At 50.5% G+C, this 24,354-nt stretch carries 39 protein-coding genes and 2 tRNA genes; 14 read left to right on the plus strand and 27 right to left on the minus strand.

All coding sequences use genetic code 11. The features are described from left to right. The 27 genes from I2123_RS15360 to I2123_RS15490 all read right to left on the minus strand — a co-directional run bounded on the left by I2123_RS15360 (window position 1) and on the right by I2123_RS15490 (window position 19,233). Complete coding sequence (locus tag I2123_RS15360; RefSeq protein WP_056779060.1) at window positions 1-441, minus strand: DUF3277 family protein; 441 nt, start codon at window positions 439-441, stop codon at window positions 1-3. A gap of 9 nt (window positions 442-450) precedes the next feature. Beyond that, the gene (locus tag I2123_RS15365; protein ID WP_213050910.1) at window positions 451-1,941 is read right to left on the minus strand and encodes a DUF3383 domain-containing protein; all 1,491 of its coding nucleotides are present in this window, start codon (window positions 1,939-1,941) and stop codon (window positions 451-453) included. 3 nt (window positions 1,942-1,944) lie between these two features. Beyond that, entirely contained in the window at window positions 1,945-2,487 is a 543-nt protein-coding gene (locus I2123_RS15370; RefSeq protein WP_213050911.1) for a phage neck terminator protein, read from the minus strand. Beyond that, window positions 2,480-2,866, minus strand: coding sequence for a hypothetical protein (locus I2123_RS15375; protein ID WP_056779054.1), 387 nt, complete (start codon window positions 2,864-2,866; stop codon window positions 2,480-2,482). The genes I2123_RS15370 and I2123_RS15375 overlap by 8 nt, the downstream gene beginning before the upstream one ends. Beyond that, entirely contained in the window at window positions 2,866-3,372 is a 507-nt protein-coding gene (locus tag I2123_RS15380; RefSeq protein WP_213050912.1) for a hypothetical protein, read from the minus strand. The genes I2123_RS15375 and I2123_RS15380 overlap by 1 nt, the downstream gene beginning before the upstream one ends. Then, window positions 3,369-3,776 (minus strand): DUF4054 domain-containing protein, encoded by a 408-nt coding sequence (locus I2123_RS15385; RefSeq protein WP_056779048.1) that lies wholly within the window; start codon window positions 3,774-3,776, stop codon window positions 3,369-3,371. The genes I2123_RS15380 and I2123_RS15385 overlap by 4 nt, the downstream gene beginning before the upstream one ends. Continuing rightward, window positions 3,745-4,179 carry an STY1053 family phage-associated protein gene (locus I2123_RS15390; RefSeq protein WP_213050913.1) on the minus strand — a complete coding sequence of 145 codons (435 nt, stop codon included), beginning with the start codon at window positions 4,177-4,179 and terminating at the stop codon, window positions 3,745-3,747. Before I2123_RS15390 ends, I2123_RS15385 begins: the two co-directional genes overlap by 32 nt. Window positions 4,180-4,219: 40 nt before the next feature. Beyond that, window positions 4,220-5,167, minus strand: coding sequence for a DUF2184 domain-containing protein (locus I2123_RS15395; RefSeq protein ID WP_213050914.1), 948 nt, complete (start codon window positions 5,165-5,167; stop codon window positions 4,220-4,222). Between the two features lie 10 nt (window positions 5,168-5,177). Next, on the minus strand, window positions 5,178-5,696 hold the full coding sequence (locus I2123_RS15400; RefSeq protein WP_213050915.1) for a structural cement protein Gp24: 519 nt from the start codon (window positions 5,694-5,696) through the stop codon (window positions 5,178-5,180). 9 nt (window positions 5,697-5,705) lie between these two features. Continuing rightward, window positions 5,706-6,962 (minus strand): DUF2213 domain-containing protein, encoded by a 1,257-nt coding sequence (locus tag I2123_RS15405; RefSeq protein WP_213050916.1) that lies wholly within the window; start codon window positions 6,960-6,962, stop codon window positions 5,706-5,708. 263 nt (window positions 6,963-7,225) lie between these two features. Next, entirely contained in the window at window positions 7,226-7,759 is a 534-nt protein-coding gene (locus tag I2123_RS15410; protein ID WP_213050917.1) for a phage head morphogenesis protein, read from the minus strand. 70 nt (window positions 7,760-7,829) lie between these two features. Further along, window positions 7,830-9,299 carry a DUF1073 domain-containing protein gene (locus I2123_RS15415; protein ID WP_213050918.1) on the minus strand — a complete coding sequence of 490 codons (1,470 nt, stop codon included), beginning with the start codon at window positions 9,297-9,299 and terminating at the stop codon, window positions 7,830-7,832. A 216-nt stretch (window positions 9,300-9,515) separates the two neighbouring features. Continuing rightward, the gene (locus I2123_RS15420; protein ID WP_420834338.1) at window positions 9,516-10,913 is read right to left on the minus strand and encodes a PBSX family phage terminase large subunit; all 1,398 of its coding nucleotides are present in this window, start codon (window positions 10,911-10,913) and stop codon (window positions 9,516-9,518) included. Further along, the gene (locus tag I2123_RS15425) at window positions 10,843-11,652 is read right to left on the minus strand and encodes a hypothetical protein (protein WP_244879833.1); all 810 of its coding nucleotides are present in this window, start codon (window positions 11,650-11,652) and stop codon (window positions 10,843-10,845) included. The genes I2123_RS15420 and I2123_RS15425 overlap by 71 nt, the downstream gene beginning before the upstream one ends. A 14-nt stretch (window positions 11,653-11,666) precedes the next feature. Further along, window positions 11,667-11,849, minus strand: coding sequence for a hypothetical protein (locus I2123_RS15430; RefSeq protein WP_213050920.1), 183 nt, complete (start codon window positions 11,847-11,849; stop codon window positions 11,667-11,669). A 96-nt stretch (window positions 11,850-11,945) separates the two neighbouring features. Further along, window positions 11,946-12,266 (minus strand): GrlR family regulatory protein, encoded by a 321-nt coding sequence (locus tag I2123_RS15435; protein WP_056779025.1) that lies wholly within the window; start codon window positions 12,264-12,266, stop codon window positions 11,946-11,948. A 98-nt stretch (window positions 12,267-12,364) separates the two neighbouring features. Beyond that, window positions 12,365-12,823: a lysis protein gene (locus I2123_RS25670; protein ID WP_213050921.1), complete on the minus strand. Its 459-nt coding sequence runs from the start codon at window positions 12,821-12,823 to the stop codon at window positions 12,365-12,367. Continuing rightward, the gene (locus tag I2123_RS15445; protein ID WP_213050922.1) at window positions 12,820-13,350 is read right to left on the minus strand and encodes a lysozyme; all 531 of its coding nucleotides are present in this window, start codon (window positions 13,348-13,350) and stop codon (window positions 12,820-12,822) included. The genes I2123_RS25670 and I2123_RS15445 overlap by 4 nt, the downstream gene beginning before the upstream one ends. 1 nt (window position 13,351) lies before the next feature. Beyond that, window positions 13,352-13,651 carry a hypothetical protein gene (locus I2123_RS15450; RefSeq protein ID WP_244879834.1) on the minus strand — a complete coding sequence of 100 codons (300 nt, stop codon included), beginning with the start codon at window positions 13,649-13,651 and terminating at the stop codon, window positions 13,352-13,354. 11 nt (window positions 13,652-13,662) lie between these two features. Then, window positions 13,663-14,214 carry an AP2/ERF family transcription factor gene (locus I2123_RS15455; protein ID WP_213050924.1) on the minus strand — a complete coding sequence of 184 codons (552 nt, stop codon included), beginning with the start codon at window positions 14,212-14,214 and terminating at the stop codon, window positions 13,663-13,665. Window positions 14,215-14,611: 397 nt separating this feature from the next. Further along, window positions 14,612-14,686: transfer RNA gene (locus I2123_RS15460), tRNA-Gly, on the minus strand. A gap of 6 nt (window positions 14,687-14,692) precedes the next feature. Next, window positions 14,693-14,769: transfer RNA gene (locus I2123_RS15465), tRNA-Ile, on the minus strand. A 221-nt stretch (window positions 14,770-14,990) separates the two neighbouring features. After that, entirely contained in the window at window positions 14,991-15,773 is a 783-nt protein-coding gene (locus I2123_RS15470; protein WP_213050925.1) for an antitermination protein Q, read from the minus strand. Then, window positions 15,773-16,747: a DUF7146 domain-containing protein gene (locus I2123_RS15475; protein ID WP_213050926.1), complete on the minus strand. Its 975-nt coding sequence runs from the start codon at window positions 16,745-16,747 to the stop codon at window positions 15,773-15,775. Before I2123_RS15475 ends, I2123_RS15470 begins: the two co-directional genes overlap by 1 nt. Further along, the gene (locus tag I2123_RS15480) at window positions 16,744-18,384 is read right to left on the minus strand and encodes a DEAD/DEAH box helicase (protein WP_213050927.1); all 1,641 of its coding nucleotides are present in this window, start codon (window positions 18,382-18,384) and stop codon (window positions 16,744-16,746) included. Before I2123_RS15480 ends, I2123_RS15475 begins: the two co-directional genes overlap by 4 nt. A gap of 368 nt (window positions 18,385-18,752) precedes the next feature. Further along, window positions 18,753-19,031: a hypothetical protein gene (locus I2123_RS15485; protein WP_244879835.1), complete on the minus strand. Its 279-nt coding sequence runs from the start codon at window positions 19,029-19,031 to the stop codon at window positions 18,753-18,755. Then, window positions 19,024-19,233 carry a Cro/CI family transcriptional regulator gene (locus I2123_RS15490; RefSeq protein ID WP_213050928.1) on the minus strand — a complete coding sequence of 70 codons (210 nt, stop codon included), beginning with the start codon at window positions 19,231-19,233 and terminating at the stop codon, window positions 19,024-19,026. Before I2123_RS15490 ends, I2123_RS15485 begins: the two co-directional genes overlap by 8 nt. Window positions 19,234-19,337: 104 nt before the next feature. Between I2123_RS15490 and I2123_RS15495 the strand changes: the two genes are divergently transcribed. From I2123_RS15495 to I2123_RS15560, 14 genes are all read left to right on the plus strand, one after another. Further along, window positions 19,338-20,078, plus strand: coding sequence for a S24 family peptidase (locus I2123_RS15495; protein ID WP_213050929.1), 741 nt, complete (start codon window positions 19,338-19,340; stop codon window positions 20,076-20,078). A 194-nt stretch (window positions 20,079-20,272) separates the two neighbouring features. Continuing rightward, window positions 20,273-20,611 carry a hypothetical protein gene (locus I2123_RS15500; protein WP_213050930.1) on the plus strand — a complete coding sequence of 113 codons (339 nt, stop codon included), beginning with the start codon at window positions 20,273-20,275 and terminating at the stop codon, window positions 20,609-20,611. Window positions 20,612-20,626: 15 nt separating this feature from the next. Then, window positions 20,627-20,839, plus strand: coding sequence for a hypothetical protein (locus I2123_RS15505; RefSeq protein ID WP_213050931.1), 213 nt, complete (start codon window positions 20,627-20,629; stop codon window positions 20,837-20,839). Continuing rightward, window positions 20,839-21,132 (plus strand): host cell division inhibitor Icd-like protein, encoded by a 294-nt coding sequence (locus I2123_RS15510; RefSeq protein WP_244879836.1) that lies wholly within the window; start codon window positions 20,839-20,841, stop codon window positions 21,130-21,132. Before I2123_RS15505 ends, I2123_RS15510 begins: the two co-directional genes overlap by 1 nt. Beyond that, window positions 21,122-21,307, plus strand: a complete 186-nt coding sequence (locus I2123_RS15515) for a hypothetical protein (protein WP_213050932.1) — start codon at window positions 21,122-21,124, stop codon at window positions 21,305-21,307. The genes I2123_RS15510 and I2123_RS15515 overlap by 11 nt, the downstream gene beginning before the upstream one ends. Continuing rightward, entirely contained in the window at window positions 21,300-21,467 is a 168-nt protein-coding gene (locus I2123_RS15520) for a hypothetical protein (protein WP_213050933.1), read from the plus strand. The genes I2123_RS15515 and I2123_RS15520 overlap by 8 nt, the downstream gene beginning before the upstream one ends. After that, a complete protein-coding gene (locus I2123_RS15525; protein WP_213050934.1) occupies window positions 21,457-21,666 on the plus strand; it encodes a hypothetical protein in 210 nt (69 codons plus the stop codon). The genes I2123_RS15520 and I2123_RS15525 overlap by 11 nt, the downstream gene beginning before the upstream one ends. Further along, window positions 21,666-21,884, plus strand: a complete 219-nt coding sequence (locus I2123_RS15530; RefSeq protein WP_213050935.1) for a hypothetical protein — start codon at window positions 21,666-21,668, stop codon at window positions 21,882-21,884. The genes I2123_RS15525 and I2123_RS15530 overlap by 1 nt, the downstream gene beginning before the upstream one ends. Window positions 21,885-21,977: 93 nt before the next feature. Then, complete coding sequence (locus I2123_RS15535) at window positions 21,978-22,349, plus strand: hypothetical protein (protein WP_213050936.1); 372 nt, start codon at window positions 21,978-21,980, stop codon at window positions 22,347-22,349. After that, window positions 22,349-22,570, plus strand: coding sequence for a ParE family toxin-like protein (locus I2123_RS15540; protein WP_213050938.1), 222 nt, complete (start codon window positions 22,349-22,351; stop codon window positions 22,568-22,570). The genes I2123_RS15535 and I2123_RS15540 overlap by 1 nt, the downstream gene beginning before the upstream one ends. After that, window positions 22,567-22,953 (plus strand): hypothetical protein, encoded by a 387-nt coding sequence (locus tag I2123_RS15545; protein ID WP_213050939.1) that lies wholly within the window; start codon window positions 22,567-22,569, stop codon window positions 22,951-22,953. The genes I2123_RS15540 and I2123_RS15545 overlap by 4 nt, the downstream gene beginning before the upstream one ends. Window positions 22,954-22,965: 12 nt before the next feature. Next, a complete protein-coding gene (locus tag I2123_RS15550) occupies window positions 22,966-23,541 on the plus strand; it encodes a hypothetical protein (protein WP_213050940.1) in 576 nt (191 codons plus the stop codon). Further along, window positions 23,531-23,752 (plus strand): hypothetical protein, encoded by a 222-nt coding sequence (locus I2123_RS15555; RefSeq protein WP_213050941.1) that lies wholly within the window; start codon window positions 23,531-23,533, stop codon window positions 23,750-23,752. Before I2123_RS15550 ends, I2123_RS15555 begins: the two co-directional genes overlap by 11 nt. Continuing rightward, window positions 23,749-24,117, plus strand: coding sequence for a hypothetical protein (locus I2123_RS15560; RefSeq protein ID WP_213050942.1), 369 nt, complete (start codon window positions 23,749-23,751; stop codon window positions 24,115-24,117). Before I2123_RS15555 ends, I2123_RS15560 begins: the two co-directional genes overlap by 4 nt. The last annotated feature ends 237 nt before the right edge of the window (window positions 24,118-24,354 follow it).

Here is a 24,354-nt window from a genome sequence, read left to right on the forward strand (position 1 = left end):
TTAAAACTCCCCTAACAGTTCATCCACTTTGCCGCCGTCAAACACCCACGCCACCGTGCCGCCATCTTTGGCGTTAGCGAAATCGGGTTGTTTCTGGAAGGCTGCGGAACGGATGGTGACCAGGTCACCGGATGCGGAGTTGCGGACAACGAATACGTTGTTACCCCACAGCGCAGACGACTGGCTTTGAGCGTTATAAGCTAAAGACAGTTTTTTATTCACCGGCGACGTTTTTAGTAAGGTAACGGTAACAGTACCGGCTTTACCCGCATGAAGGCTGTGCATGACTTCGCCATCTGCACCCACCGTCATGGTGTTCTTCGCTTCGGCCATTGCAACGGTGATCCCTTCCTCTGCATTGGCGGCGCCATAGCCCAGGTCAATAACGCCGGTCGGGCCGGTCATGGATGCTGAAACATCAATAAAGGAATAAGTTGGCATTTGTTATCCTTAGCGAACGACGTCGATTAAAACGTCAGCAAAATGAACAGCGCCAGCAAGCTTGCAGGCAACCTGCATGACGGGCGCCTTACGGGCTTCACGATCCGCCTGTGCCTGCGTAGAGAGCGGCGCAGCATAAACGTAATAGCCTTTTGTCAGCGTGTCGCCCGGGCTAAGTTGTCCGATTGAACCACCATTCCAGAGGCCAGGCGCAACCAGTCCATTTGTCACAGACTGGTCCATTGACTGTTCAACATTGGTCAGCAGGCGTGTCACCCCGGCTTCTGTTTGTGGGATTTTTGTGGTCGAGGTGTAAAGCAGGTTCCAGAGGTTGTTTTGGACATAATTCTGCAACCAGTCGAGTCCGTGGCGTTCATCAAAGAAGTCACCATTCGCCATAACACCCTCCTGAATGATCGCGGTGTCATTGGCATAGCGGACGAAAACGTTGCAGTTTTTGGCTTGCAGGGTATCAGCCTGCTGCGCGGTAACCGTCTCGGCGGTGATGCCTGGCTCCTGCTTAAACTTCAGCGTGATGGTGGTGTTATTTCCGAGGAAGTTCACGGTAAACGCCCGACCGAACGCTGATGCAGCTGCATAGTTGACCTGGCTGTACTGGACGAATGAGCGCCCATAGCCTGCTGATTTAACTTTGCTGGCGATGTCGGTAGTGCTCGTTGCGTCGAGGACCGCGGCCGCGTTTGTAGTGATACCGTAAATCCGTGAGTCGCTGGCCGCACCAATTAGCGAAGAGACGTCGAGATGGTCCTGGTCCGTCATGGCAGGGTCTGAAATTACCAGCCCATACCAGTCTGCTGAGTAATTCAGAGCAGTGTTCACTGATGGTAACGGTGAGGAGGATGCTGCCAGGCCGTCTACTGCAGTCGGATTATGTGCAGCATTGATGCCCAGCAATGACGCTATATCGGTGCCAGTACCTGCTGCTGTCGGAATTCCGATTTTGGACGTTGCGCCAGTGGTCGCTGAGGTCACCGTAAACTGATTTGATCCAGCCACCCATGCAACCACCGTTCCGGTAAGTTTGGCCTGCAGTGCTGTAGCAACGCCCGCTAAATTGGTCACCGCAGAGAGGTCAATGGCGGTGATTGTTTTAACGGTTCCGTCCACCGAGATTTTGATCGCACCATTGCTCACAGCGGTAAAGTTAGTCAGGGTCTGTTCGGTTGAAGTCAGTACAGCGCCCGTTAACTTCCCTGCCGTCGCGGCCGTCGCCTGGCGTTCCATTTTCCCGATATACAGGTCCAGCGGTTGCGGAGACTGTTGGAAATATAGTAATGCAGCCTTATATTCCTCAGCGACAGTGCCAAAGTCTGTGCCCACGCTTTCGATATCGTTGTAGAGGCGCATCACCTCCGGCGCAAGAATGACGTTAGACGGGCCAAGGATCAGCAACGCCCCAAAGTCTCGTCCCTGCGCGGCTCTCAGCGCGAGCGAAACCTGCACGCGTACAACGCGTGATACAGATAAGCCGTTAGGCATAGGTTAGTCTCCGAAAAATTGTACTTGGGTCGAAAGGAAGGTTTTGATGCCGTAGGTGCGGGTGACTTTCCTGCGCAACTGAACGGTCAGGTCATATCGACGTACCCACTGGTTATTGATGAGCTCAGGAAGATTCAGCACCCGGCCACACTGCTTAAATGTCAGACCTACTCTTTTCAACTCATCATTATTTTGAGAAACGAAAAGGCCATCCCTGAACTGGGTAGCGGTCGCCATACCCAGCGGGCCGTAAAAACACGTCAGAATATCGACGGTTTCATGCGACCACTGTTCGGCTCTTTCATCTGACTGTACATAGGCCGGATTAGCATCTTCGGGCACGGTAGTAACGCCGAAGGCGCACCAGGTGGTGCCGTTCTTCGGTATCTGGACTTGCGGGTCAGTCCAGCGCGGATAAACCAGATTTTTATCCAGACCGGTCAGCCCACGTATCCAACGGCTGATCTCACGTTCCAGTTCCTGGTCATAAGCCGGCACGTCACCAATGGGCGTCAGATACCCCGCGACTGGGGAGTCGTTACTCAATTGGCGTTCCTCCGTCAAAGTCCATTAGCTCGCAGTGAGCCTGAACAAAACCGGCACCGTACGCGGTGTAAGGGTCAACGAAGGTCACGCGATATTCCCTCCCGCGATACGTCACACCATCCGCATCAAGACCGGGTTGCCCTTGGGTGAGTCGAAAGGACGTCACGATGAGAATTGCCCCGTTGATGTTCTGCCCGGCGGCCATGCGTTTGGCTTCCAGCGCGCGGTCGACCGTCACGACGCCTGTAAACGGAATATCAGTCGGCGTGTTCACCGGAAAGTTATCTTCGTCAGTTGTCTGGACGTTGCGATGGCAAACCAGAGTGGTGTCCACGAAGTCCGGATCCAGCAACACGTCGGACACGTCGAGAAGCGGCATTATTGGCTCCTTACCACATAGGTGATTGAACGCAGGAGATAGCCGTGGGCATAGAGCGGCTTATCACCGGGAATGCCTTCAGCGCGGCGTTGTTCTTTGGTTTTTTCCGACAGAGGATGCAGCTGATCGCCAGAAGAGATAACTGCCTTCGCGCCGTCGCTGGCAACAATCCCCGCGCGCTCGAGCTCCCTCATCGCTGATTCTGTATTGCCTTCCAGCGCTGCTGTTGCCGCAAATTTCAGGTATTCAATCGTGCGCTGTTTTGTGTTCTCGATCCCCATATCAAGAAAGGGGCGTGGCGGCAGAGTAACGGTGGTTCCGCCGAGCTGGACGGTTGCCCCCGTTGACTGCAAATAACCAATCTCGGCGTTATTGAGCGTTTCACCATCTTCCCGGGTCGCTTTCTCAGCAGGAATGCCAACCAGCACATCCATACCACTGAGTTTTTTAAGCGACTCCAGAACAGCCGCTGCATTATCAGCCCTGACCGTCAGCCCCGATTTCATAGGAGTTGCCTCCCGCCAGCGCCAGACATTTCCCACCACCAGAAAAACTCGCGGCCATAATCGGTGTTGTTCCAGAAACCCGCATCAGGATTGATAATCCCCGACACGTCATAACTGGCACTGACCTTATCCACGGATTTTGATGTCAGGATGCCGCCGCCGGACGAATTAACGCCGCCGAGAGCCGCCTGCGCGCTGCGCCGACCGCGAACTTCCGTGTAATGCGCCGTAAATAGCTCAGCGAGATACACGAACTGGTCGCCGAAGCGATCCTGATCCAGAAGATTGTCAGCCTGCGCGAGATAGAAATTTACCGAAGGGTCTGGATAACGCGTTTTGTCAGAGAATTCAGGGAAGTCGGCGCGAAACTGATCACTTGTTGGAAGAAGACTGTTTTTTGGCATTGCCAGTCTCCTTTTCAGCATCGGGTTGCACCGCGTCGGTTTTGCCGTCGTCCGTCAGCGCGCTATCCTGCGCATTAGTGAGGAGCGCCACCTGTGCTTTCAGGTCGGTGATTTCGCCGTCTTTGGTCGCCACCTGTGCTTTCAGGTCGGTGATTTCGCCGTCTTTGGTCGCCACCTGTGCTTTCAGGTCGGTGATTTCGCCCTCCAGCACATTAACCTTCAAAGTCAGATCAGCGTCAGAGTTCAGATTTTCAATTTCGGAATCATTGACGGCTTTGGCATGGGCACCAAACGCCCAGTGCTCAGCCACCTGCTTATTAAAGCTGTGAATGCCGGGCACCAGTTCAACCTGAGAACCGTCAACAAAGCGGAGCGTTGCTGCAGTGGATACGAGATATTTCATTGATTTCTCCAGAAGTGGCGGGGTTTCCCCCGCGCACTTATCAAGCTACCGGAACGTCCAGGTATGCGATGGTGTTGCCGTAAGGCGTTTCGACCTGACCAACACGACCGTAATAGGTGGTCAGTTGGAAGATTCCGCGGTATTCCAACTGGGTGTTCAGCAGCGGCACCAGCGGGAAGCGAATGTATTTCTCATCCTGCGTGTAAGCGACGACGCGATGTGCGCCAGCTGAACCACGTTTGCTCGCCCACTTCATGGAGACAATTTCCAGCGGCTCACCGTTCTCCTGGAACGCGATACAGTTAATCTTCACGTACTCCAGAACGGAGATATTCCCCGCAGACGACACTTTCTTGCTGGACAGCAGGCCGAACAGTTCAGGCGCCATACCCACCTTTCGCGGGCACATCGCATAACCAGAGGACAACCAGGCAGAACTCAGCAGCAGGTTGATGTCCTGCACGATGACGTCCGGATCGGTTGTCGCCGTCCATGCAGCGGCAGCAGCGACGGGGGTAATTTGAGACAGGTTCAGTAACCCCGTAACACCAAAATCAGCATCACCGATATAAACCTGCTCATCCACGTCCATATTCCATTTGAGCTGCATGGCGTCGTATTTCTGCGCATCGACCGGGCGACCCAACTGTTGAGCAGAAGCGAGCTCTGGCAGGGTCCAACCAATTTCCATACCCCAAAGAAGGAGTGGCTGAGCAGTTCTCTCGATGAGCAGATTGGTAGTTGGAAGCGCTGTTGAGTCTTTACCGATCCAGTTCTTACCGTTCGGATTCACGCCACCGGCAGCAGCCAGGTCAGTGTTGGTGAAAGATGAAAGTTCGTCAGCGATCGACACATCACTACGCAGCGGCATATCGCGTGACCACTTATAGGAAACAAGCGGCAGATTAAGCGTCTGATCAAGGCGCTCAAGTTCGCCAACGAGGAACGCGCCAGCGGCGTCTTTAGTGGCTTTATCAATAGTAAACATTCAACGTTCCTTAGATGTTGTAAGCGATTTCGACGTGACCTTTGCCAGCGCCAGCGATGCCGTCGCCCGGCCCCATGACTTTCGCCAGTGTCAGCTCGGGGGTATTGGTTGCAGTAGCATCAGGCGTTAACACCAGAGAGCCCAGCGGGCTTGATGCTGTCGGGGCCGCGACGCGCACATAAACTTTCGCGCCTTTCACGGCGGCCGTTGCCTGTCCTACCGGTACGCTCACGCAGATATAGCCACGAGCAAGACGATCTCCTGTTACACCAGACTTCACGCCGAGATAGGCAACATCTGCCTGTGACTGCGTTGGGTAAGGACGGATCAGGATGCCAGCCACGTCATCTATGTCATCGCCCACTTCCAGGGGAACGAACTTATTGCCGCTCCATTTACCTGCGAGACCAAACTGGTCGAAGACTTTGACGTTATCGAGGATGACCGGCTCGGCGGTCAGATCCTGCAGGCGAGTTACTGCACCGGAAATGCCAAGTGGCATCCGGGTTACATAAGCATTTCCAGCCATGGGGTTACCTTATTGGTTGCGTTTCCAGAAATCGGCGTTGATTTTGTTCAGTTCAGAAGGGGTCACCGGCCCGCGCGCGCCGTCGCCGGTTCGTTTACCCTGACTGAGCGGCGCGATATGGTTTTTTGCCTTATTCAGCGTCACGGCAGCGGCAAATACTGCATCTACCGTAGCTTTCGGCGCTTTAGTGAAGTCAGATACCCCGAAACCTTTCAGGCTGTCGCCGGTGCGTACGGCATGATTCAGCGCCTGGCGTTTCAGGCCTTTATCACCCACTGGCGAAAAGCCAGGAGAAAGGATTTCAGCGTCAGCGATAATGTTGCGCTTGTACGCAGCATCACCCGTGACCTTTTTGTCCTCTTCGATATCTTCATCGGTGGTCGGTAAATCAGGATTTTCATCCGTTGTTTTACCTTCCAACTTATCCAGTCGGGCAATGAGCGCCTGAGCCCACGCGGGGACCTCTTCATCACCGGTTTTTTCCGGTTCAGGCTTATCGTCCACCGTGGTTTTATTTTCCGCTGGCAGCGATGTCGCCTGCGCGGGCGTGTTCATGTTGATGGTTACGCCGGGGATAGAGCCCATACCATCAGATGGCATGTTCGGTGCTTCGTCGATGAGCTTCTGCAAAGCATCCTCATCTTTCGTTTTGATGGCCGTAGCCAGTTTTTTCAGCCATGACATTGCAGGCTTCTCCTTTTTCGCAGATATGGATGGGGCAGAATCCCCGATTGCACAACGAGAACCCGCCCGGCCTCTGTCGATACCGACAGCCAGATGGTTTCCAGTGATTTGGTATTGCTTGCCCTTGCCTGGTGCCAGCTGTTTATAGAGCGCGTCGTAACCGCAGCTCACATCCCTGAGCCCGGCGTTAATGGCGTCGATTGCCTCTTGCCGCTTGACCAGAACGTCTGCCAGCAGGAGGTTTGATTTCTCACCGATGCCACGCCGCACGTTCTGAATGTGTCCTTGGGCCAGTTCGGCGTAATTGCCGGGATTGACGAAGACAATATTCCCGTCAGCGTCTTCCGGATGACCCAGCGTGACGGCCACCCCTTCGAAGCTCGCCATGGTCTCAGGAGAGAAAACTTCATCTTCAAGGCGGTAAACGGTCACGGTTCCAGTCGCGTCAGCCTCGAGGTCGATCTCTTCGGGTAAGTAAATTTGCGTCCCTGTGCGCGCTATCGGCACGTCCTTGCACAGCAGAGAACCGTCAGCCTGCAGAAACCGCGTTTCTCCCAGGCGGGTGGTGAAGAAATATTTCATTGGTCACCTGCTCAATTGCGGGCATAAAAAAGGCCACCTAATGGCGGCCAGACTGTTCACAGATATTTGCCCGAATAACGGACTATTTAACATAAGGGTCATTAACCGCCCTGCGAGATCGGCACTCGTTCGTAGAACGCTACCTGAGGCTTGAAACTGACCCTCAAATCCACAAAATGGGCTGCATTTCGGCAACAACATTTTGTTAACAATTGACGGATATTACAGTTCGCGTAAACCAGGCTGGATAACCCTTATTTTTACTATTTTCCTGCTGCAGGAATATCAACCTCCGGCCAGCACTTGCAGTTAGGCAGGCATCCGGCATGGCCGGTCATACCGTCGAGCGTCGGCGGGTTATCCCAGCGCACAAACTTATCTTTCATTTTCTTGTGAGAAGCGCGCGTCCCCGCACCTTCAATACGCCACCAGTACCCCTCAGACCCGACAGATAAAGCGCGTGCCTGAGTCAGAGCGCCAGTGGCCCTGCCGATCTCTGTGCGTGCAATCATCTTTGCCCGGCTGGCAGCGACATCACCGGACTGCATGATCATGTCGTAGAGCGCGTCTGGCCGTTCACCGTTAATGACCGCCTGTATGGCGCGATCCTGAATGTCTTTAACACGGTCCGCCGCTTCCAGAGGCAACGACTTCATGAGCTGAATTTGCCGGTACACAATGTCCTGCGTTACCTGCCCCACGGGGGAACTCCCGATGACGTCGCGTAACCCTTCGGATATTTGCTCCGACACCGAACGCCACTGAGTCCACTCTTCCCTTTCAACCTGAAGAAACATTTTCTGCGCCACTTGAGCAGACCAATCGCCCAGAACCTGTGAATAGTCGATCAGGTGTCCGGCGATGGTGTCAGCGCTTGCCTGGGAACCATCGTAGGAACCAGTTACTATCTGATTTATTTGGCTGACTATCCCCAGTAGGCTTTTCTGATACTGAACTTCTGAACGACGGCGCAGCGCCGGTTTCAGATTCAGGCTCCTCCCACTGCGACTTCGCATCTTCAATATCCTTGTCAGTGATAGAACCCCCGATGCCGATCACATCCGACATGTTGCGCAGGTCGCTCAGCGCAGCAGCGGGAGACATGCCGATATCACGAACGGCAGTAGCAAGTGCGGTCGTGACGTTGCTGGCCATCGTGGCCCTGTCGGTATCAGACATTTCCCAGAGCTTGTTAAAGTCGAAGGTGAAATCTTCCGGCAACGGTTCGCCAAACAGAGAGCGCCAGGAGATATCGAGTAACCAGCGAATCGGACGACGCAAGCGCCGTTCCTGCAGGGAGTTCACACGGCTGTAGTAATTCTCAAGATCACCGTCGCCTGTGCTAAATCCTGAGGGTGATTGACCAAACAGGCGCACCAATGGAATGCCCGTCGCCCCTGAGACCTGCTCTGCGAAGCGCAGGATGACGTCAGCAATACCCGCAAACGAATAGCTGTGCGTCTCAAACTTATCTTTGGCATCCATTATGGTCATGCCTTCAATCGTCTGAAACTCACGGATCATATCCATGTGCTTCTTTAGTCCGGCCTCTAAATCACCACCAGTCGCCAGTATTTTTCGTAATCCCTCGATGCTGTAGGTCCGCAGATGCGCCTTGTGGATCAGCTGAGTAGTGCCTACGGTCGCCGTGTCAAAGGCCTGAATGCGCTCAAAGATGCGTTCAACCACTGACATTCCCCAGCCGTTCTCTGTCTGCGCTTGCTGGAATGGCAGAGAGTCGCCCTCCATGCGTACCAGTCGGGAGTGGTGGATCTTCCAGGGTGGAATGCCCTGCTGATTGGTGACCACTTTATAAAATTTTGGCTTTCCAAAGTCCGGGCCGTAGTCGGTGATCAGATCGTAATAACTCGGATTGACCATCCAGCGGTCAAACACCATCAGCCCTTTAAACTGGCCCTCCTTGATGCGGTCTAGATTGAGTGGTGTACTCATGTCCTGACCTTCGATGAGAACCACCATCAGCGCGCCGCCGTACAGCCGCGACCACTTGAGCGTGTTGTTCACCTCGTCCCAAGCGGCGATATCATCCCAGAACGTTTCAAACCGCCCCTTCTGCCCGGGCTTTAGCTTTGAGCTGATGTTGATGCCCTTGCGGGTCATATCATCGGCCATAGCATCTACGCCGGCGCCCACCAGAAACGATGACCGGTAGGCAAATTCGAGCTGTACGCGATTACGGGATATATAACCGGGCTGATAGCTGCCGCCGGTCTGGATATTGGCGGTGTGCCCGCCGAGTTTAGCCGTGAAATTATTGTACCCGTCAGCCGTGCGTACGGGTTTCTGTACGCCAGAGCGGCGATTTTTACGGGCCATGTATTACTCGCTATTTTTCATGAAATTAAACAGTTTTTAACATAATGACTGTTAAGCGCCCCGGCAGAACCAGCCACATTAAAATGTCGCCTCTTAAGGCGTATTTATCGCTGTTTAGCCGAGTGAAGGGGTCAAAACGGGTTGCATAAACGGTGCATAAAATGGGGGTGCATTTGCATAGCAAAAAAATTAGATGAACTGGCCATTTCCAAAGATTTACTGACCCAACCTTCCCCACACTTCCAAAGAACTGTCTAAAGGTGCGAAAGCCATAATGAATGCGTCCGCAATGTTGGGTGAAGGCACATCACGTTTAGCCAGGTCTTTTTTGGTTTCTACCATCACGCGCCCGTTTTTATCAAAATCACGCTTCGGCGTTGAAAGCTCATATTTCAGTTTGTCGAGATGAGGACAATCACCATCAATGCTCAACAACTCATCCACGGGGAATTTCTCACCGTGGGTCACTGCGTTGTATGTGTTGCGCAGCCTGTCGGCCACCATCCACCAAGCCTGAGCCTTGAGATTGGCGAAGAAATCTTGATTCGTGATATCCGGCTGATACTCGTCGTCCGGTTCATGCACGCCAGCTCCGGCATTAAATTTTGAAAAGGATATGGGCTGAGTGTTGTACGGATCTTCCTTCTGTCGCTCCTCGTTTATTTCAGCGAACTTGGAGCCAGAAGAGGCGCCGACGCCGATTGAGTCGTAAACGATCTCAGCACCGCGTTCGACTGCGGCCTGATAAGTGCGTTTGCAGCTTTTCATCAGCTCGTCCTCTTTAGCCTTCCACTCATCAGCCCAGTAAGCCACTGAGCCGTGGCGGTAGACGTTGGCGCATTTATCCGCGCCGCTGTCTGCAACGTCGAACCCGATACGCTTACGGCCGCTCGGTGCAAATCCTAGTTTTTTATGTGCGTCTATCGCCGCTTCAACCCATGAAAGCTTGATGATCGCCTGATCATCATCGGTGCGAGGAACGCCGAGGTATACGTGTTCAAATACTTCAGGGTCACGCTTCTTTGCCGCCGCAATGACGTTTTGCATGGTTTGGCTCAGGAAGCCGTTCTCGTCGTAATTAATTTTCCTGACGATGGTGTCAGCCGGAGGATCAATGACGAAATTTCGCCAGACAAAATCCGTGACCAGTGTTGGGTTAAAGATGAACCAGCATTCAGACCCCTCTTTACGGATTGTTGGCTCCAGAATCTCCCACTGAGCCTCGGTAATACCATGGGCCTCTTCGTTCCAGAGCACATCAATGCTCTCCAGAGATTTAATCTCGCTGACGTGGCGCCACAGCCCGTAAAACATAAATTCACTACCGGTAAAACGGTTGATGATTTTATTGTCGAGGATACGGAAACGGTGCCGGAGCCCGAAGCGCTCAATCTGAATTTTCAGCAGAGCATAAACAGACTCATCGATTTTATTCTGGATCTGACGTGTGCAGAGAAAACGCAGTTTGTATTTATCCGCGAGAAAAATTGCCATTCCGGCAGCATCCCACGACTTACTCGAAGCGCGGCCACCGTAAAGCACCTTATTCCTCGCCTTGGTTGTCCAAAACGGCCTGAGCGCCGGATTTAGGGACGGGCGTTGGGTTGTCAGCATAGAAATCATCCAGACCGCCAGAGGCGTCATTATTCGGATCACCGAGTTCGAGTTTAAGACGATCGACTTCGAGCCCCACTTTCTCCGCCGCTATCACGCGATAATTTGTGTCGGCGAATACCTTGCGGATTGTTGCGGTGGTGCCCTCTATCGACTCAATTCGAACGGTATTGCGCATCATGGCTTTGTCAGCCGAACTGATTTTTTCCAACAGCCCTTTAATCTCGTCGGGATTGGCGTCTTCAAGTTCAGTTTTCCAGCGCCCGATATTTTCCGAGGCGACCAGGTTGCTGGCGCGCAGGCGAAAGAGTTCGTCGTCGAGCGTCAGCGCCTTGGCGTCCTCAATCACGTCATCAGTCAGCAACAGGCGGCGCGCATAGCCGCCGTGCTTAAGGGAGAGCTGATTATTGGGCTTGAAGGCGTTAACAGGTGGGTCGGTACGCGAGCCTCGTATCGGTTTCGTATTTTCAGGGGACCGACTTTCCCCCGCTGCGTTCTTTTCTGAATCGTCAGAAGTGGCGCTCTTTTCCGTGGTACGCACACTTTTTTTTTGCGTACCGCTTTTGCGTACCTGCGTACCTTTTTGCGTACCTTTCTTTTCAGTGCGTACCCATCCGTGTTTTTTGGCGCGCTTTCTTATCGCCCCTTCACTGATGCCGTAAATATCAGCCAAATCACGAAGAGAAAGTTGTCCGGCGCAGTAATCACGTTCAAGGCCGCTTTCCTCGGGATTTGTCATACCCCCTCCGGAGTTTATTTAACGAACGTCACTTTCGTGGTGATCAGTCGGCGAATGAGTCGAGAAGCTTCACGCTCCATATCAGCGACCGTTTCCGGTGTTGCCGCTTTCCATCGATATTTACGTTCAATCTCAGAAAATACAGAGTTCACATCAGCAGTAGATGGAGGGAAAATTTCAAGGTTGAGCTTTGACATGGATCCTCTTATGGCTTTGCTGCACATTGGACTGAGCGCACATAACACTCACTGCGATGGGCATAAAAAAACCGCCCGTAGGCGGCTATTGTCTATTTAAACAATGTCGTCGAGGAAGTGCATACTCCCTTTAATTTTCATATCCGGTTGATTTTTAACACAGCCATTGAAAATCGCACCACCCGGCATATCGTTAAAGCTGAGATCCAAATCGAACTTATCAATAGGACCAAAGACAGACGTGTTGCTTTTATTATGCGTAACTACTCGCAAATCAGCTTTATTTCCAAATAAAACCCCCTGGTAGTAGCAGGTCTCATCACCGCCGTTAATTGAACCAGATTTTACTGTAACGATTCCGTATCCATAGTCATTTTGGTTGCTATCGAATGTGACTTTGTAAATGCCATCTTTCATAATGTACCCTTATTTGTCTTTTTGATTACGCCATCACGTTGGCGTACATATCAAATGTGGGCAGGTAGACATATTTCAAGCGAATATGGAGAACATCATTAGTAATTTTGACATTGCTCACGAATATATTGCTGAAGCCCGTTCAATTGCTTGTTGCTGATTTCGATCCGCTCTCTGAGGGTAAAATAATCCCGTTGAGCGGCGTCAGTAAGTCGGGCGGTGCCAGCATCATCCACGCCGGGGGTGCCGGGGGTTTTGTCCGAAGAGGGGCACCTTGCATTGAGTTGCAGCCGCTTACGGCCAGCAGCAACATCATCGTGCAGCTTTTCAATAGTGAATTTCGCATCCGCCAGCTCTCCAGTGAATTTCGCATCAAGGGCAGCAACGTCGCGCTGACGCACCTGCATGTCGTTAATCGTATCTTGCCGCTGTTGTGCAAGCGACGCTGCTTTATCAGCCCGGGCGCTTTGTTTATTAACCTCACCCAGCAGGATGTAAACCAGCATCGCCGAGAGCAAGAGTTCCACGCCAACAACAATCCATGCTTTCACTGTCATTTATCGAGCCCCCAGCACGTCAGTTCGCTTTCCTGATCCCGGCGTTGAACTTGCCCGAAGCAATTATTGGACCGAATACGGCAATCTTTCCCACCGTCCCAGATCCAGCGTTTAATCTCTGCACATGCTCCGAGGCGATCACCAGCGTTAATTTTGCGGTAGAACGTCGAAGGGAAGCATTTCCCCGGGCCGATGTTCCAAGGGCAGAAGGAAGCGATACCGACTTTCTGGGGAGGAGTAAGTTGAACGTGAATGTTTTTATCAACCCACGCCAGCGCTTTGGCTTGCTCTGCTTTGTCGATAGCATCGCACTGTGACCGCGTTAGCTTCATGCCTTTGAGTACAGGCTTTCCATTCACATAGGTCACTCCGCCGCAGATAGTCAAGATGCCGCCCTTATCCGCATAAGCAATCAGACTGGTGCCCTCTTTCTCATTTTGAAACTGGCTCATCAGAGTCGGTGCAGAAGCGCCCGCAGCGATCAGTGCCAACATTGCTGCACTGAGCTTCGTTTTATAATTAGCCATATCAGCCTTCCGCTTTTGAAAGCGCTTCACTGATCACCTTCGCGGCTGCTGGCTTTTCGTGAGCTGGTTTAGCCCGCGCGTCGTCAAGATAGTCACTGACAATTTTGGTGCGTTTCTCATTTTCTTTTCGTGCCTTGCGGGCGTCCAGGCGACCACTGACATACGACGCAAAGGAAATAATCACACCGATAAGTCCAAACAGCATGTAAACCATGTCTTGAGTGGTGAAACCGCAGGCAGCCGCTATCGCAGCGAACCACGCAAAGAACTGCGTGACGATGTTTCCTGAGCTTTGGTCCATTTTCATAATCCTCACCCCACTGGGAAGTTAGTCCTCGCAAACTCCCCATGCAGCCTTATGGCCGCCTTGTCGTAAGCGATAGCTGCATCCTCTTTATTATTAAAGGATCCCAAGTAGATTGTTTTTCTGTTTGCTGTAATTGTTGAGCGCCACGTATTGCATTTAGTATTTTTTGCTACGCCTTTATAACCACTCTTATTTGTGATCGTTTTTTCTTTATTCCTGGCATTTTCAAATAGGTTCGCCTCTCTTAAATTATCAATTCTGTTGTTTTTCTTGTTCATATCGATATGGTCAATATTTCCTAGTGGCCATACTCCGTGAACATAAAACCAAGCGAGCCGATGAGAGGCATATACAACCCTATGGACTGAGATCCTTAAGTAGCCATCTTTACTTGTCCTTCCAGCAATAGAGCCTACTGGGTAATATTTCGTCCATGAGATCAGTCTTGTGAATATACCGGTGTCAGGGTCATATTTAAGTAGGCGTTTTAATTCACGTTGGTTTAATGCGTGTTGCATAAAGCCTCGTCTTGGCTGCGTCAAATTGGCATCAGCCACAGGCGGTGACGAATCCGCTTTTCGGGTGCCCCCTATTGGCTGATATTTCCGGTTGGGTGCGTAGTCATTGAGGCATAAAAAAAGGCCGCCAATTTGGCAGCCCTAAGAATTTGTCAGGCGGTTAACGCCCGCCCACTAAGGTTATGTATTTCATCACAACGAAAAGCTGCCTGTTTCACAACACGAGTGTTCCGCGATACGGCTCAATTCGTCAGGCAGCTTGTCTGTTATGCAGAAAGCAAAAACCCGCACAAGCGGCGGGTTATAAAGTTCATTCGGCTGAGCGCTGAGAGCTTGGGGATCGATAGTGCGTATCAATGAAATTCCCAACACTCATGCGAATGTGCTTTCCAATCACTCCGGGTAATCCCATCTTCGCAGACTGAAAAGCATTGTTTGGAGCGGGCAGTGGGAATCGAACCCACATCATCAGCTTGGAAGGCTGAGGTAATAGCCATTATACGATGCCCGCATTGATTGGTGGCCCTTGCTGGACTTGAACCAGCGACCGAACGATTATGAGTCGTGAGCTCTAACCAACTGAGCTAAAGGGCCGAGGGGCGCATTCTATACACCTGAACTTACCCTTACAATACTTAAGGTAAATTATCATCCTAATACTAGGAACCCATAAAGAAAAAACCCCGCATGGGCGAGGTTTATAATATTTTTGTGGGGGTCATCTACAGAAACGCCCATGATTTAGAGAAATTACGCCAAGTTCGGACAAAATGCAAGACTTATATTCAAATCACCCTATAAGATCCCCGATCATCCTATCTACTTGTGATTCTGTGGAACACAGCATCCGCGTGGTTCTCTTCCTGCTCGCATTTGGTCACCAGCAACTCATAGAGCGGTCGCCAGTTACGGTTCCATGTCCTTTCATGCAGATCTGGCAGCAGCGCCGCAATCGCTTTATAGGCCGTTGTGCCGGGTGTCCGTTTGTATCCTCTGCCCGCACACCGATCACAAGTCTTATCGACCGGAACGCCGAGAAGGTTTGATTTCTCCAGGTCACGCACGCGGCCGGTACCATTACAGCGGCAGCGCTGCGAGATAGTCCCCTTCCCGTTGCACGGCCGACACAGCTCTCTAACGGTCTGGGTTTTGGTTACCTCAGGGATCTTCACTTCTCCATCAGCTCCAACATAACCGGCATACCTCACTACTTCGCGTTCCACCATTTGGAACCCAGCGCCAGCGCATTCTTTGCAGGTGTTAGTGCTTCCCGCTGACTGGCAATACTCGGCATAGGCCATCTTCGCGAGGATCACCATGCAATGCGCCATCCGGCGGCCAGCTGCTTTACCGACATGTTTACCGGCGTTTTTCATCGCATAAACAGCAAGGCGCTCAATAGTGCGCAGCCCGTCTTCCTGACTGATGCCGTTTTTACCGAGGAAAGCCCCCATACCGAATTCAGCCTCTGCCTCGGCCATTCCCATACTGGCAGCGAGGTCTGGTCCCGAAAGTGAATCCGATGCAGTAGCGGGCGGCACGTTGGTGAACGTCTGGCTTTTAGGGTTGAACTGCTTCAGTGCGTTTTCCAGTTTCATCAGGCGGCTACCTTCTTGGTGAATGGCTGCTCTCTGACTTCACAGCCAGTAAGCATCATGTCGTTGAAATCCCCCTGATCCGGCCAGCGAATACTGACCTTTTCGAGGTCATTTTTTGCTACCAGATTAGCGTGGGCGCATGCGAAAGCGGCGGCGTGACCAGTTGCTGAATGAGGATCCATATCCGCGAAAATAATCAGATGTTTGACGCCAGCAGGTACACGAAATTTAGACATGAAACCTGAGTTAATAACTGACCAGGTATTCACGCCGTAGATTTTTTTGCAGGAGAGCGCCGTCTCAATGCCTTCAGCAATGCCAAGCGTTGTTGCTGGCGGGAACATCCGGATCGCTACGGATTCGGCATACTTCAAGACATTCTCTTCCTGGAGCGAAGTAAGCTTTTTTGAGGCCGGTACGGAGGCTTTCTTATCACCATCAAGTAGCGTTCGGTGCAGGTAGCAAAGATTAGCTTTATCATCTGTGGCCAGTGACCAGATAGCCTGATGCGCAGAACCATTTGCAGCCTTCTGAGAGGCGCAGTAACGAACTGACTCAGGCGGCATTTCAAATATCCCCCTGCTGTTCAGGTACTTCTCACCGTCTGTACGCGCCAGTGATGTCATCCGGGAAAACATATTAATCACCCGCTCACGAGTTTTAGTGACATCCGTTTTCACCGGCGCCAGCTGTTTTTGTTCTGACTCGTATATGTTGCCGATAATCTCATCGACTTCAGACATCAAATCTTTGATATCTTTATTTTGAGTCAGCGTCAGTAGCTTCCAGCCATCGCCGCGAGTGCAGGTGCAAATGAACGTTCCGCGCCCTTCCATATCATCGCAGCGATATTTACCCTTACTCCCGCAGATTGGGCACTTACCTTTGAAATGCCGCTTACCGGTGATCGGAGGTAAACCGTAGTAGTCGAGAATCTTCGGCCATTGCCCTATTGCTGCGTCACGTGTTTTCAAAGATTTTCTCCTACATTTCGATTTAATAACTGCTGACGAATTTTAATAAGTTGCGCTGTTCTCTCTGCAGCTGTGGCCGGTGGCGCGCATGATAGTTTGAGTACCGGCTGAACCTCTTGAGCATTCTGCTTTTTGGTCCCCTTAGCGAAGGCGATGCGTTTGTGTTGAATGTAATTGCTGACCTCAGGTGACAGCTGCACTGGATGGCTGCTGAGACCTTTAGGCCAAGTACCGAATTTGTCTTTGAAGGTGTGAGCGCACCAGCCATCACTCACCGGCTTACCCTGCATGGCGCGCTGGCGCTGATAGAAAATGATCTGCGACCACCAAGATTGTTTCTCCTTCAGCGTGGGCGCTTTTTTATTACCGCTCAGCTGCTTCAGACCGCGAGTGGTATCCGTCTCAACATCTTCACCGGCCAATGGTTTAAATCCGCATTTAGGGCAAACGTAAACCCCAGCAGGTTTCATGAAGTGGCACTGGGTGCATTCTTTCGGGAGTTTTTCCAGCTTCTCTGCTGCTTTCTGTGCGGCAGCGTCTTTCATACCGTCGCTTTTTGATGGCAGTTCGTCATATTCAATGCTGTCGGGGAACCCGAGGCGGATCACTGAACCAGAGTGATCGAATACCAGGCAGGCATCTTTGCCCGGAGCTGTTCGCAGGCCGCGCCCAATTGTCTGCAACCAGCGGGTTTCTGATTTGGTAGGTCGGGCATAGATGATGGCGCGCACGTCACTGTCAAAACCGGCGATGAGAGTACCGACACTGACCAGAATCTTTGTAGCGCCCTGCTCAAAGCGATGAATAATCATCTGGCGTTCTTCGTGTGGCGTTTCAGCGACCATTACCTCTGCATTCACACCGGCCTGGTTAAATCCGATGGTGACGAAGTTGGCATGATCCACGTTGACGCAAAAAGCGACGGTAGGAAGATCCTTACCGTTCTCCAGCCAGTTACGGACTATGTCGCCCACCAGTTGTGAACCGCACATGATTTCCGCAACATCGTCATCTTTGAAGTCGCTGCCGTATTCGTCTGAACGAGTGGTTTTGACGCCGGTCAAATCAGGTTTGGTTGGGGCGAAAAACTCATAACCACACAACACGCCAACTTTCATTAGCTCTTTGATCGTGGTCGGCTTAATTAGCCGCTGGTAATACTTTCCAAGAAATGGCGCGAAGGGCGTGCCCGACAGACCGATAACTTTCACGTTGGTTTTCTCAATCAGATACTTGATAACCTCAAGCATCTTTTTTTGGCGAAGGTGAGCCTCATCGACAATCAACAGGTCAATGTTGTCAGGGAAATCGCGCCGGATGAGCGTTTGAGCTGAAGCAATCTGAATCAAACGGTTTGGATCGCGGTTTGGGTGGTCACGCCAGATAAAGCCGATTTCTTCTTCTGGTAGCCCATATTCGACAAAACGTTTGGCTGTTTGGGTGATGAGTACCGTGTACGGGCAGACCATCAGAACGCGCATACCGCGTGAGACGAACCCGTCAGTGATGAACGCACTTAGCCCAGTCTTACCGCTACCTGTAGGGCTGTAAACCATGAACGAGTTGTACTGTTTCCAGTCGCGTCGTAACATGTCGAGCGCACGTTGCTGTGCTAAATTCGCAGTGATGTTAAGCATGTTGTACCTCAGCAAGGACCGGCACGGTATAACTCGCCAAAGTGTGACGCGCCGGTTTCTTGCTTCCCTTCGAGGCTTCAGAGTTCAAATGTAATTTCATCGAATACTTCCCCCTCAGTGATTATTTCGCTTAGCCAGAACCGAAGCCCTGACCGGTTATTCGGCTAACCTTCTAGCCATCTAAACTTCTGTGTCGCTTTTTCTAAAGACAGTGATCATCTTTAAGTAAAGAGCCCTTCCTTTGGCTAGGCCTTCCCTAACACCCCTCTTTCAAAGATCACCCCCCAAACCCCCCTAGAAAGTTTTCTCCCCTCTTCCCCACTTGTACTACTTAGCTAGTACGGGATCTAAAGGCTTTCTTGGAGGGCTTACTCACCAACTAGTTTCGGCTTAGCTGTTAAACCTGAACTGGCTGCTGAGTACTTCCGGACAAACTCCCTGAGACGCGTATTTGCTTCATGACGCGCTTTGTTTTCCTGTTTGAAACTGATCGGCTCGCTGTCCCATGCAACTTGGTAAACTTCTGCGTACCTTGTCGCTATTTTTCCTCTTGCCGCCGGGCCTGACTCACTCAGCATGCTTTGAATCCATTCACCATCTGCCTCACTGAATACTGAAGGCATAACCGTCCGGTGATAGTCAGGCACTTTGCAATTTTCCCCTTGGTAATTGGCTTGGGAATTTCCTCCATTCCTCTGCCTCGATATCGCCGTTTTCATGCAGGGTAATTAAAATATTTCTCTTATATTTAAGGGCTTTGTTGATAGCGCTTTGCCGGACACCAAGTAAATTCGCCGTATTTGCTTGGCCGTGTTTCCCGACAAAGGCTGATAGAGTTAATTTTTCCATCGTTGCACTCCGTTGATAGCTTGAAGCAAGTATCACCGCTAGAGATTATTTAGTCAACACTTGCGGTGGTTGATTTATATTCCCTGCGGTGATATTTTTATGGAATGAAAAAGAAACCTCTAACATCCGAGCAAATCGCCGATGCTCAGCGCCTCAAGGCGCTATATGAAGCGAAAAAGAAACTCTTGGGTCTTTCTCAAGGAGCGATTGCTGACGAATTAAATGTTGGGCAAAGCGCCGTTGCTTCGTTGCTGAATGGGGTCAATGCGCTGAATACAAGTAATGCTGCCGCCTTTGCAAAAATCCTTCAGGTTCCTGTTGGCGAATTTAGCCCATCAATCGCCGAAGAAATCGCCATAATGGCTAAGTCACTCAAATCAGATGATTTTGAATATGCTGGTAAACCGCGCATTGGGGCGGTACCCGTCGTAGGTGAAGCCATCCTGGGAGTCGATGGCATGATTGATATGGTTGAGATACGCGCTGGCTGGCTTCAGATTTATAGTGCCGACAAAGACGCTTATGGCCTCAAGGTGAAAGGCGATAGCATGCACCCGCGTATACAGTCAGGTGAATTTGTCGTGATCGAGCCCAACACCCACGTTCATTCTGGGGATGAAGTGTTTGTCAGAACACTAGATGGCCATAACATGATTAAAGTTATGACAAAAACAAGGGACGGGAGTTATCAGTTCTCCAGTATCAACAATGAGCATAAACCCATCACTCTTGATCCCAGTGAAATTGAGAAAATGCATTTTGTATCAGCAATAGTCAAAGCTACTCGCTATGTTGATAACGATGAGTTTCCACAAAAACACAGACCTGCATTTCCTATAAACTAATGAGATTTTCCACCACAACCGGCCATCGAGCCGGTTTTTTTGTACTTACGCCCCCCATAATTCTTTAAATACAACAAAAATCTCCTGTAATTTCAAATAATAACCGCTAGAGATAAATTAATATCACCGCTGGAGTTGACTTATAAATCTCCAGCGGTGATACTCATTTCAACGACAAACAGCGGGTTATTGAAATGAATAAATTTACGAGAAATTTAAATTTAATCGAATGCGAATCATTTTCTCTACATGTAGCACCCGGTGAGTATCATTCATTTCCTCTTGTTGATAACAAGGGATTATTTGCTCACTTCCGAAAGACCAACGAGGATTTCAAATATTCTCATGAAGCATTTCATACGAAACGCGGCGTTGTAATTGGGGTGTATAAAAAAGTCGGTTGCTTTGCAATTTTGGTTTGCGCCTTTTCAAATTTAAATGAAATGAACAAAGAAACAAAGGACATTCTCGCAGAGAATCCCTCCATGCATGATTATATCGAGAGCACATTCCGTTTACTTAAAACTCATTAAATTAAAGGTGAAAAAATGAATGACGTAGCAATCATAAAAACCTTATTACAAAAATACTCTAAAGACATATATTCACTTTTTACTCTATTGCAGGCCGTGCGTGATGAAGTAAATATTGACCCAGAAGCAGACCAAGACTTAAAAATCGACTCTTTATTATTGCTGGCACAGTTTGTCGTTAATGGTCTGGGAGAGAAGTTGTCAGTATTATCAGGGGAAGAACTATAATGGATAACATGAATTTTTGCTCTAATTCAGCTCTGGGTTCAACGCCCGTTAACCCCCAGAGCCTAACCTCAAAACAAACCTGCGCCAGCGGATTAGTTATTAAGGCTGTTGCTGATATTAGCACAAGTGTTTTTCTGTTTGCATCGGTTAAACGTTCCGACACCACCGCAAAGCCAGTCATGATTCGCATTGTGGCGTGTTCAGAACGAGAAGCACGTCGTGAGTTGGCACCACGATACGTTTTATCTCTCGCCGCGCGTTTACCAAATAAAGAGGCTCCCCATGACAGCTAAAAAAGACATTGGCATCGACTTTGTAGACATCCTTAGCGATATAGCAATGATCCTAGATACCTCGATGGTTATTCTTTCAAATCATGACGACCAAGCATTAGCGAATCAGTTGGTTGCATTCGCTCAGGAATTGGCGGGACGTGCTGCCATCGCAGGGGGAGTGAAACATGATTAACTCAACATCAATAGATATTGAATATGCCTTGAGAAAAATTAAGGCACTGGCCGATGCCGCACAATTTCTTACCGGTAGCGACGAAGAAAAGTCACTGTCCTTAGAGATTATTGACATTATTTCTATCACTGCTGAGTCGGCAACCAAAAATGAACAATGAAACCAAAGATAGCCTTCTCGATGGTATTCGATCCTGCATTATGGACCTTAACATTTCAGAAGGCGCATTGCGTGTAGTCCGATTTAACTTGCAGACAGATGATAGCTTTCAAGATGAATACTCCATCACTCACTTAGTGATTGAAAATATCAAAACTGTTCGCCAAATGCTCAATAAATTAGAACAGGAGTACCTCTGATGGCAAAGACTAATCAAACTCCAGTTGATTTCGGCATGCTGGAGGTGGGTGACGAGTTATATGTCATAGACTCAATGCTTACCGCAGTTAATAACTTTAGCTTGTTCGAACGTGCTGAATACAAACGTGCACACGAAGGGATGTTAATGATAATAGCTGCGCGAGTTATGCAATTAAAAAACAGTGTCGATAAGTTTAATAACAGCAAGACAGAATAAACATCATTAATAGCCATTGATTACCTCGAAAATTAAATACGGCCTAACGGTCGGGGAAACCTGCATCCAAAAGGCGAGTAAGGAGTATTTGCGATGAGTAATAAAGAACGAATTGAGCGTGAGCGCCAGCGCATCGCCCTTACCTACATAGAATATTGTCAGCGCCATTTTGGCGGCAGTCAGACGTTTGTCAGGCTGCCATCTAAAAAGCTTCCCGTGGTTGTTGAGATATCAGAGCTGAGCCTCTCTCAAATCATGATCAACCACATCGAGCGTCTGGTGTATGAGGTCCGCGGCCTGAAAGATGGGGAACAAGCAATCATCGATACCTACGCCGCGATGTTCGACTCAGTGCGCGGGACGCTGACGCCCAGCGGCCACGACTTCATCAAAGAAATGATGGTCGATGCCGTCACCGAGGCGCTTCAGGATCCGAAGCACTCAGACCTGCAGATGGTGAGCTGATGACACTGACAGCCATTCGCGTTCCTGAGTGGGTTCACGTCCGGGCGATTTCCGTACTCAGCATGTTCCGGAAACAACGCCTACATCCGGCGCGGATCATCGGTACCGGAAACCTATCACTGAAAGTTAATCGCCGCTGGCGCCTGCTTTCAAAAGACCAAGGCCTGAGCTGGCAGTTGATGAGCCACGAAAAATACAACACCCAGAAGGATAGAAAATGAAACTGGTACCTAAAACACATCGCGCGATTGATGAGTCATTCAAAACGGTGCAATCCCCCGTCTATGTCGTGACACGTCACGGTCGCCGCCGACGTTTCCTGAGCCAAAGTGCGGCCATGAACAACCTGGTGCATTTCATGGTTACTGGCACGTTTGATAAAGCCTGCATCCCAACCCACGAGCCATCAACGCCAGTGATTGTTAACGGCCATAAGGCTGAAAAACGCGGCGAACTCACTAACCAGTATTGGAAGGCCTACAACCGTACCTACAACCGCCTGCTGAAACTCAGAAGCCGCCTGCGCGAAATCTCTAAGTGGAAAGCAAAGCACGAAGAAATCAAAAAGCAGTATGCCGAATTGCTCAGCAACAAGCCTTTTTAAGGAGACTAAATAATGTTCTTTCCAACTGATATTCTTCGTGCCGCCCTGCACTGCGTCGCTGCCGATGATGAGCCACGCGAGTATCTGAAAGGGGTGTACATCACCCCAACACACATCCAAGCCACTGACGGTCGCGCATTGGTGAAGATGGTGCACGGCGCTGTCACAGTTATTGATGCTGTATTCCGGGTTCACGGGGACATCCCTACTGATGCCGAGGGCACGGAATTCATGGTTATTAATGATCAGTGGGTCGCCGCTCACTACTTTGATGATGGCCGCCCAGCTGGGCACAACGAGCTGGAAGTTATTGAAGGGAAATATCCCGACTTCGACAAGCTTCTGCCAGACGAACCCGAGCCTTGCGATGAACTGCCAATGTTCTCGGCAAAATTACTGGCACTCCCGTATTTGATGTTCGGTAGCGACTTCGGCCCGGTGAAATTTAAGCCCTACGGCAAAACTGGCCCCTGTGTTTTATTGCTTGATCCAGTGACCGAACACATTTATGGCAACCCGCTATTGGTAATTATGCCCCTGCGAGATAACGCCTTTGAAATTTGCGCCGAGGTGCTGAATGAAATTTGAATACAAGTTAAGCGGCGTTCTCGCCAGCCTCACAATCACCAGCACTGTGTTTGAGTTTCGCAAGCACAACCGAATTGTTGATTCCGCCCTGCTCTCTGCTGATGTCAGAGCTAAGCGAACAGGTTTCTTTTTGCTGTACTCCGTTATTTCCGGCAGAACGCCAGCTGTGATGCGAGCCTATAAGGTTGCTCAACGGGAGGCAGCACGATGAAAAATCCACACGTAAAATTTGAAGAACTAATTACCATTGCGGACCATCTCGCTGCGCTGATTAATGCAGAAGATTCGATCATCGATATCGAACGCCAACTGAAGGCTTCTATCGATAATGATTCTGGATGGCGTAACCGCGCAAGTCATGCGCTGGCGTCATGGAAAGGGACGCGTCGGAGCATTACGGCTCGCCTTGCTCTTCTCCGTCAGCGAGAGAAAGAAGCTAATCAGCAAAGCCGTGAAAAACATGGAGAGTTTTTGATTGAGGAAATGAAGCGCTACATCCCGCGCGCAGCATTCATGGCGTGTGACCATCGCGCAAAGCTCCGAATGGAGGCTCTGAAATCGGAGGCTCCTAATTGATGCCAACGCTACGTAGGCTATCAAAATCGAAACTGGTTGATGTCAACGATACTCTGATTCAAGCCACTGTGAAGATTGATGACGGTTGCGACTGGACAGCCTGGAACGCGTGGAAGATGAGGGAAAAGTATCGAATGCGCACCGGAATTTATGAACCAGAACCGCCACGGCCACGAGTAGCGCCAGTGAAGATTGAGCCAATTAAAAAGCCCCGGAAACGGGGTTATCGGGTAGTCC

It is taken from the genome of Rahnella inusitata (assembly GCF_018288855.1).
Classification (GTDB): Bacteria; Pseudomonadota; Gammaproteobacteria; order Enterobacterales; family Enterobacteriaceae; genus Rahnella; species Rahnella inusitata.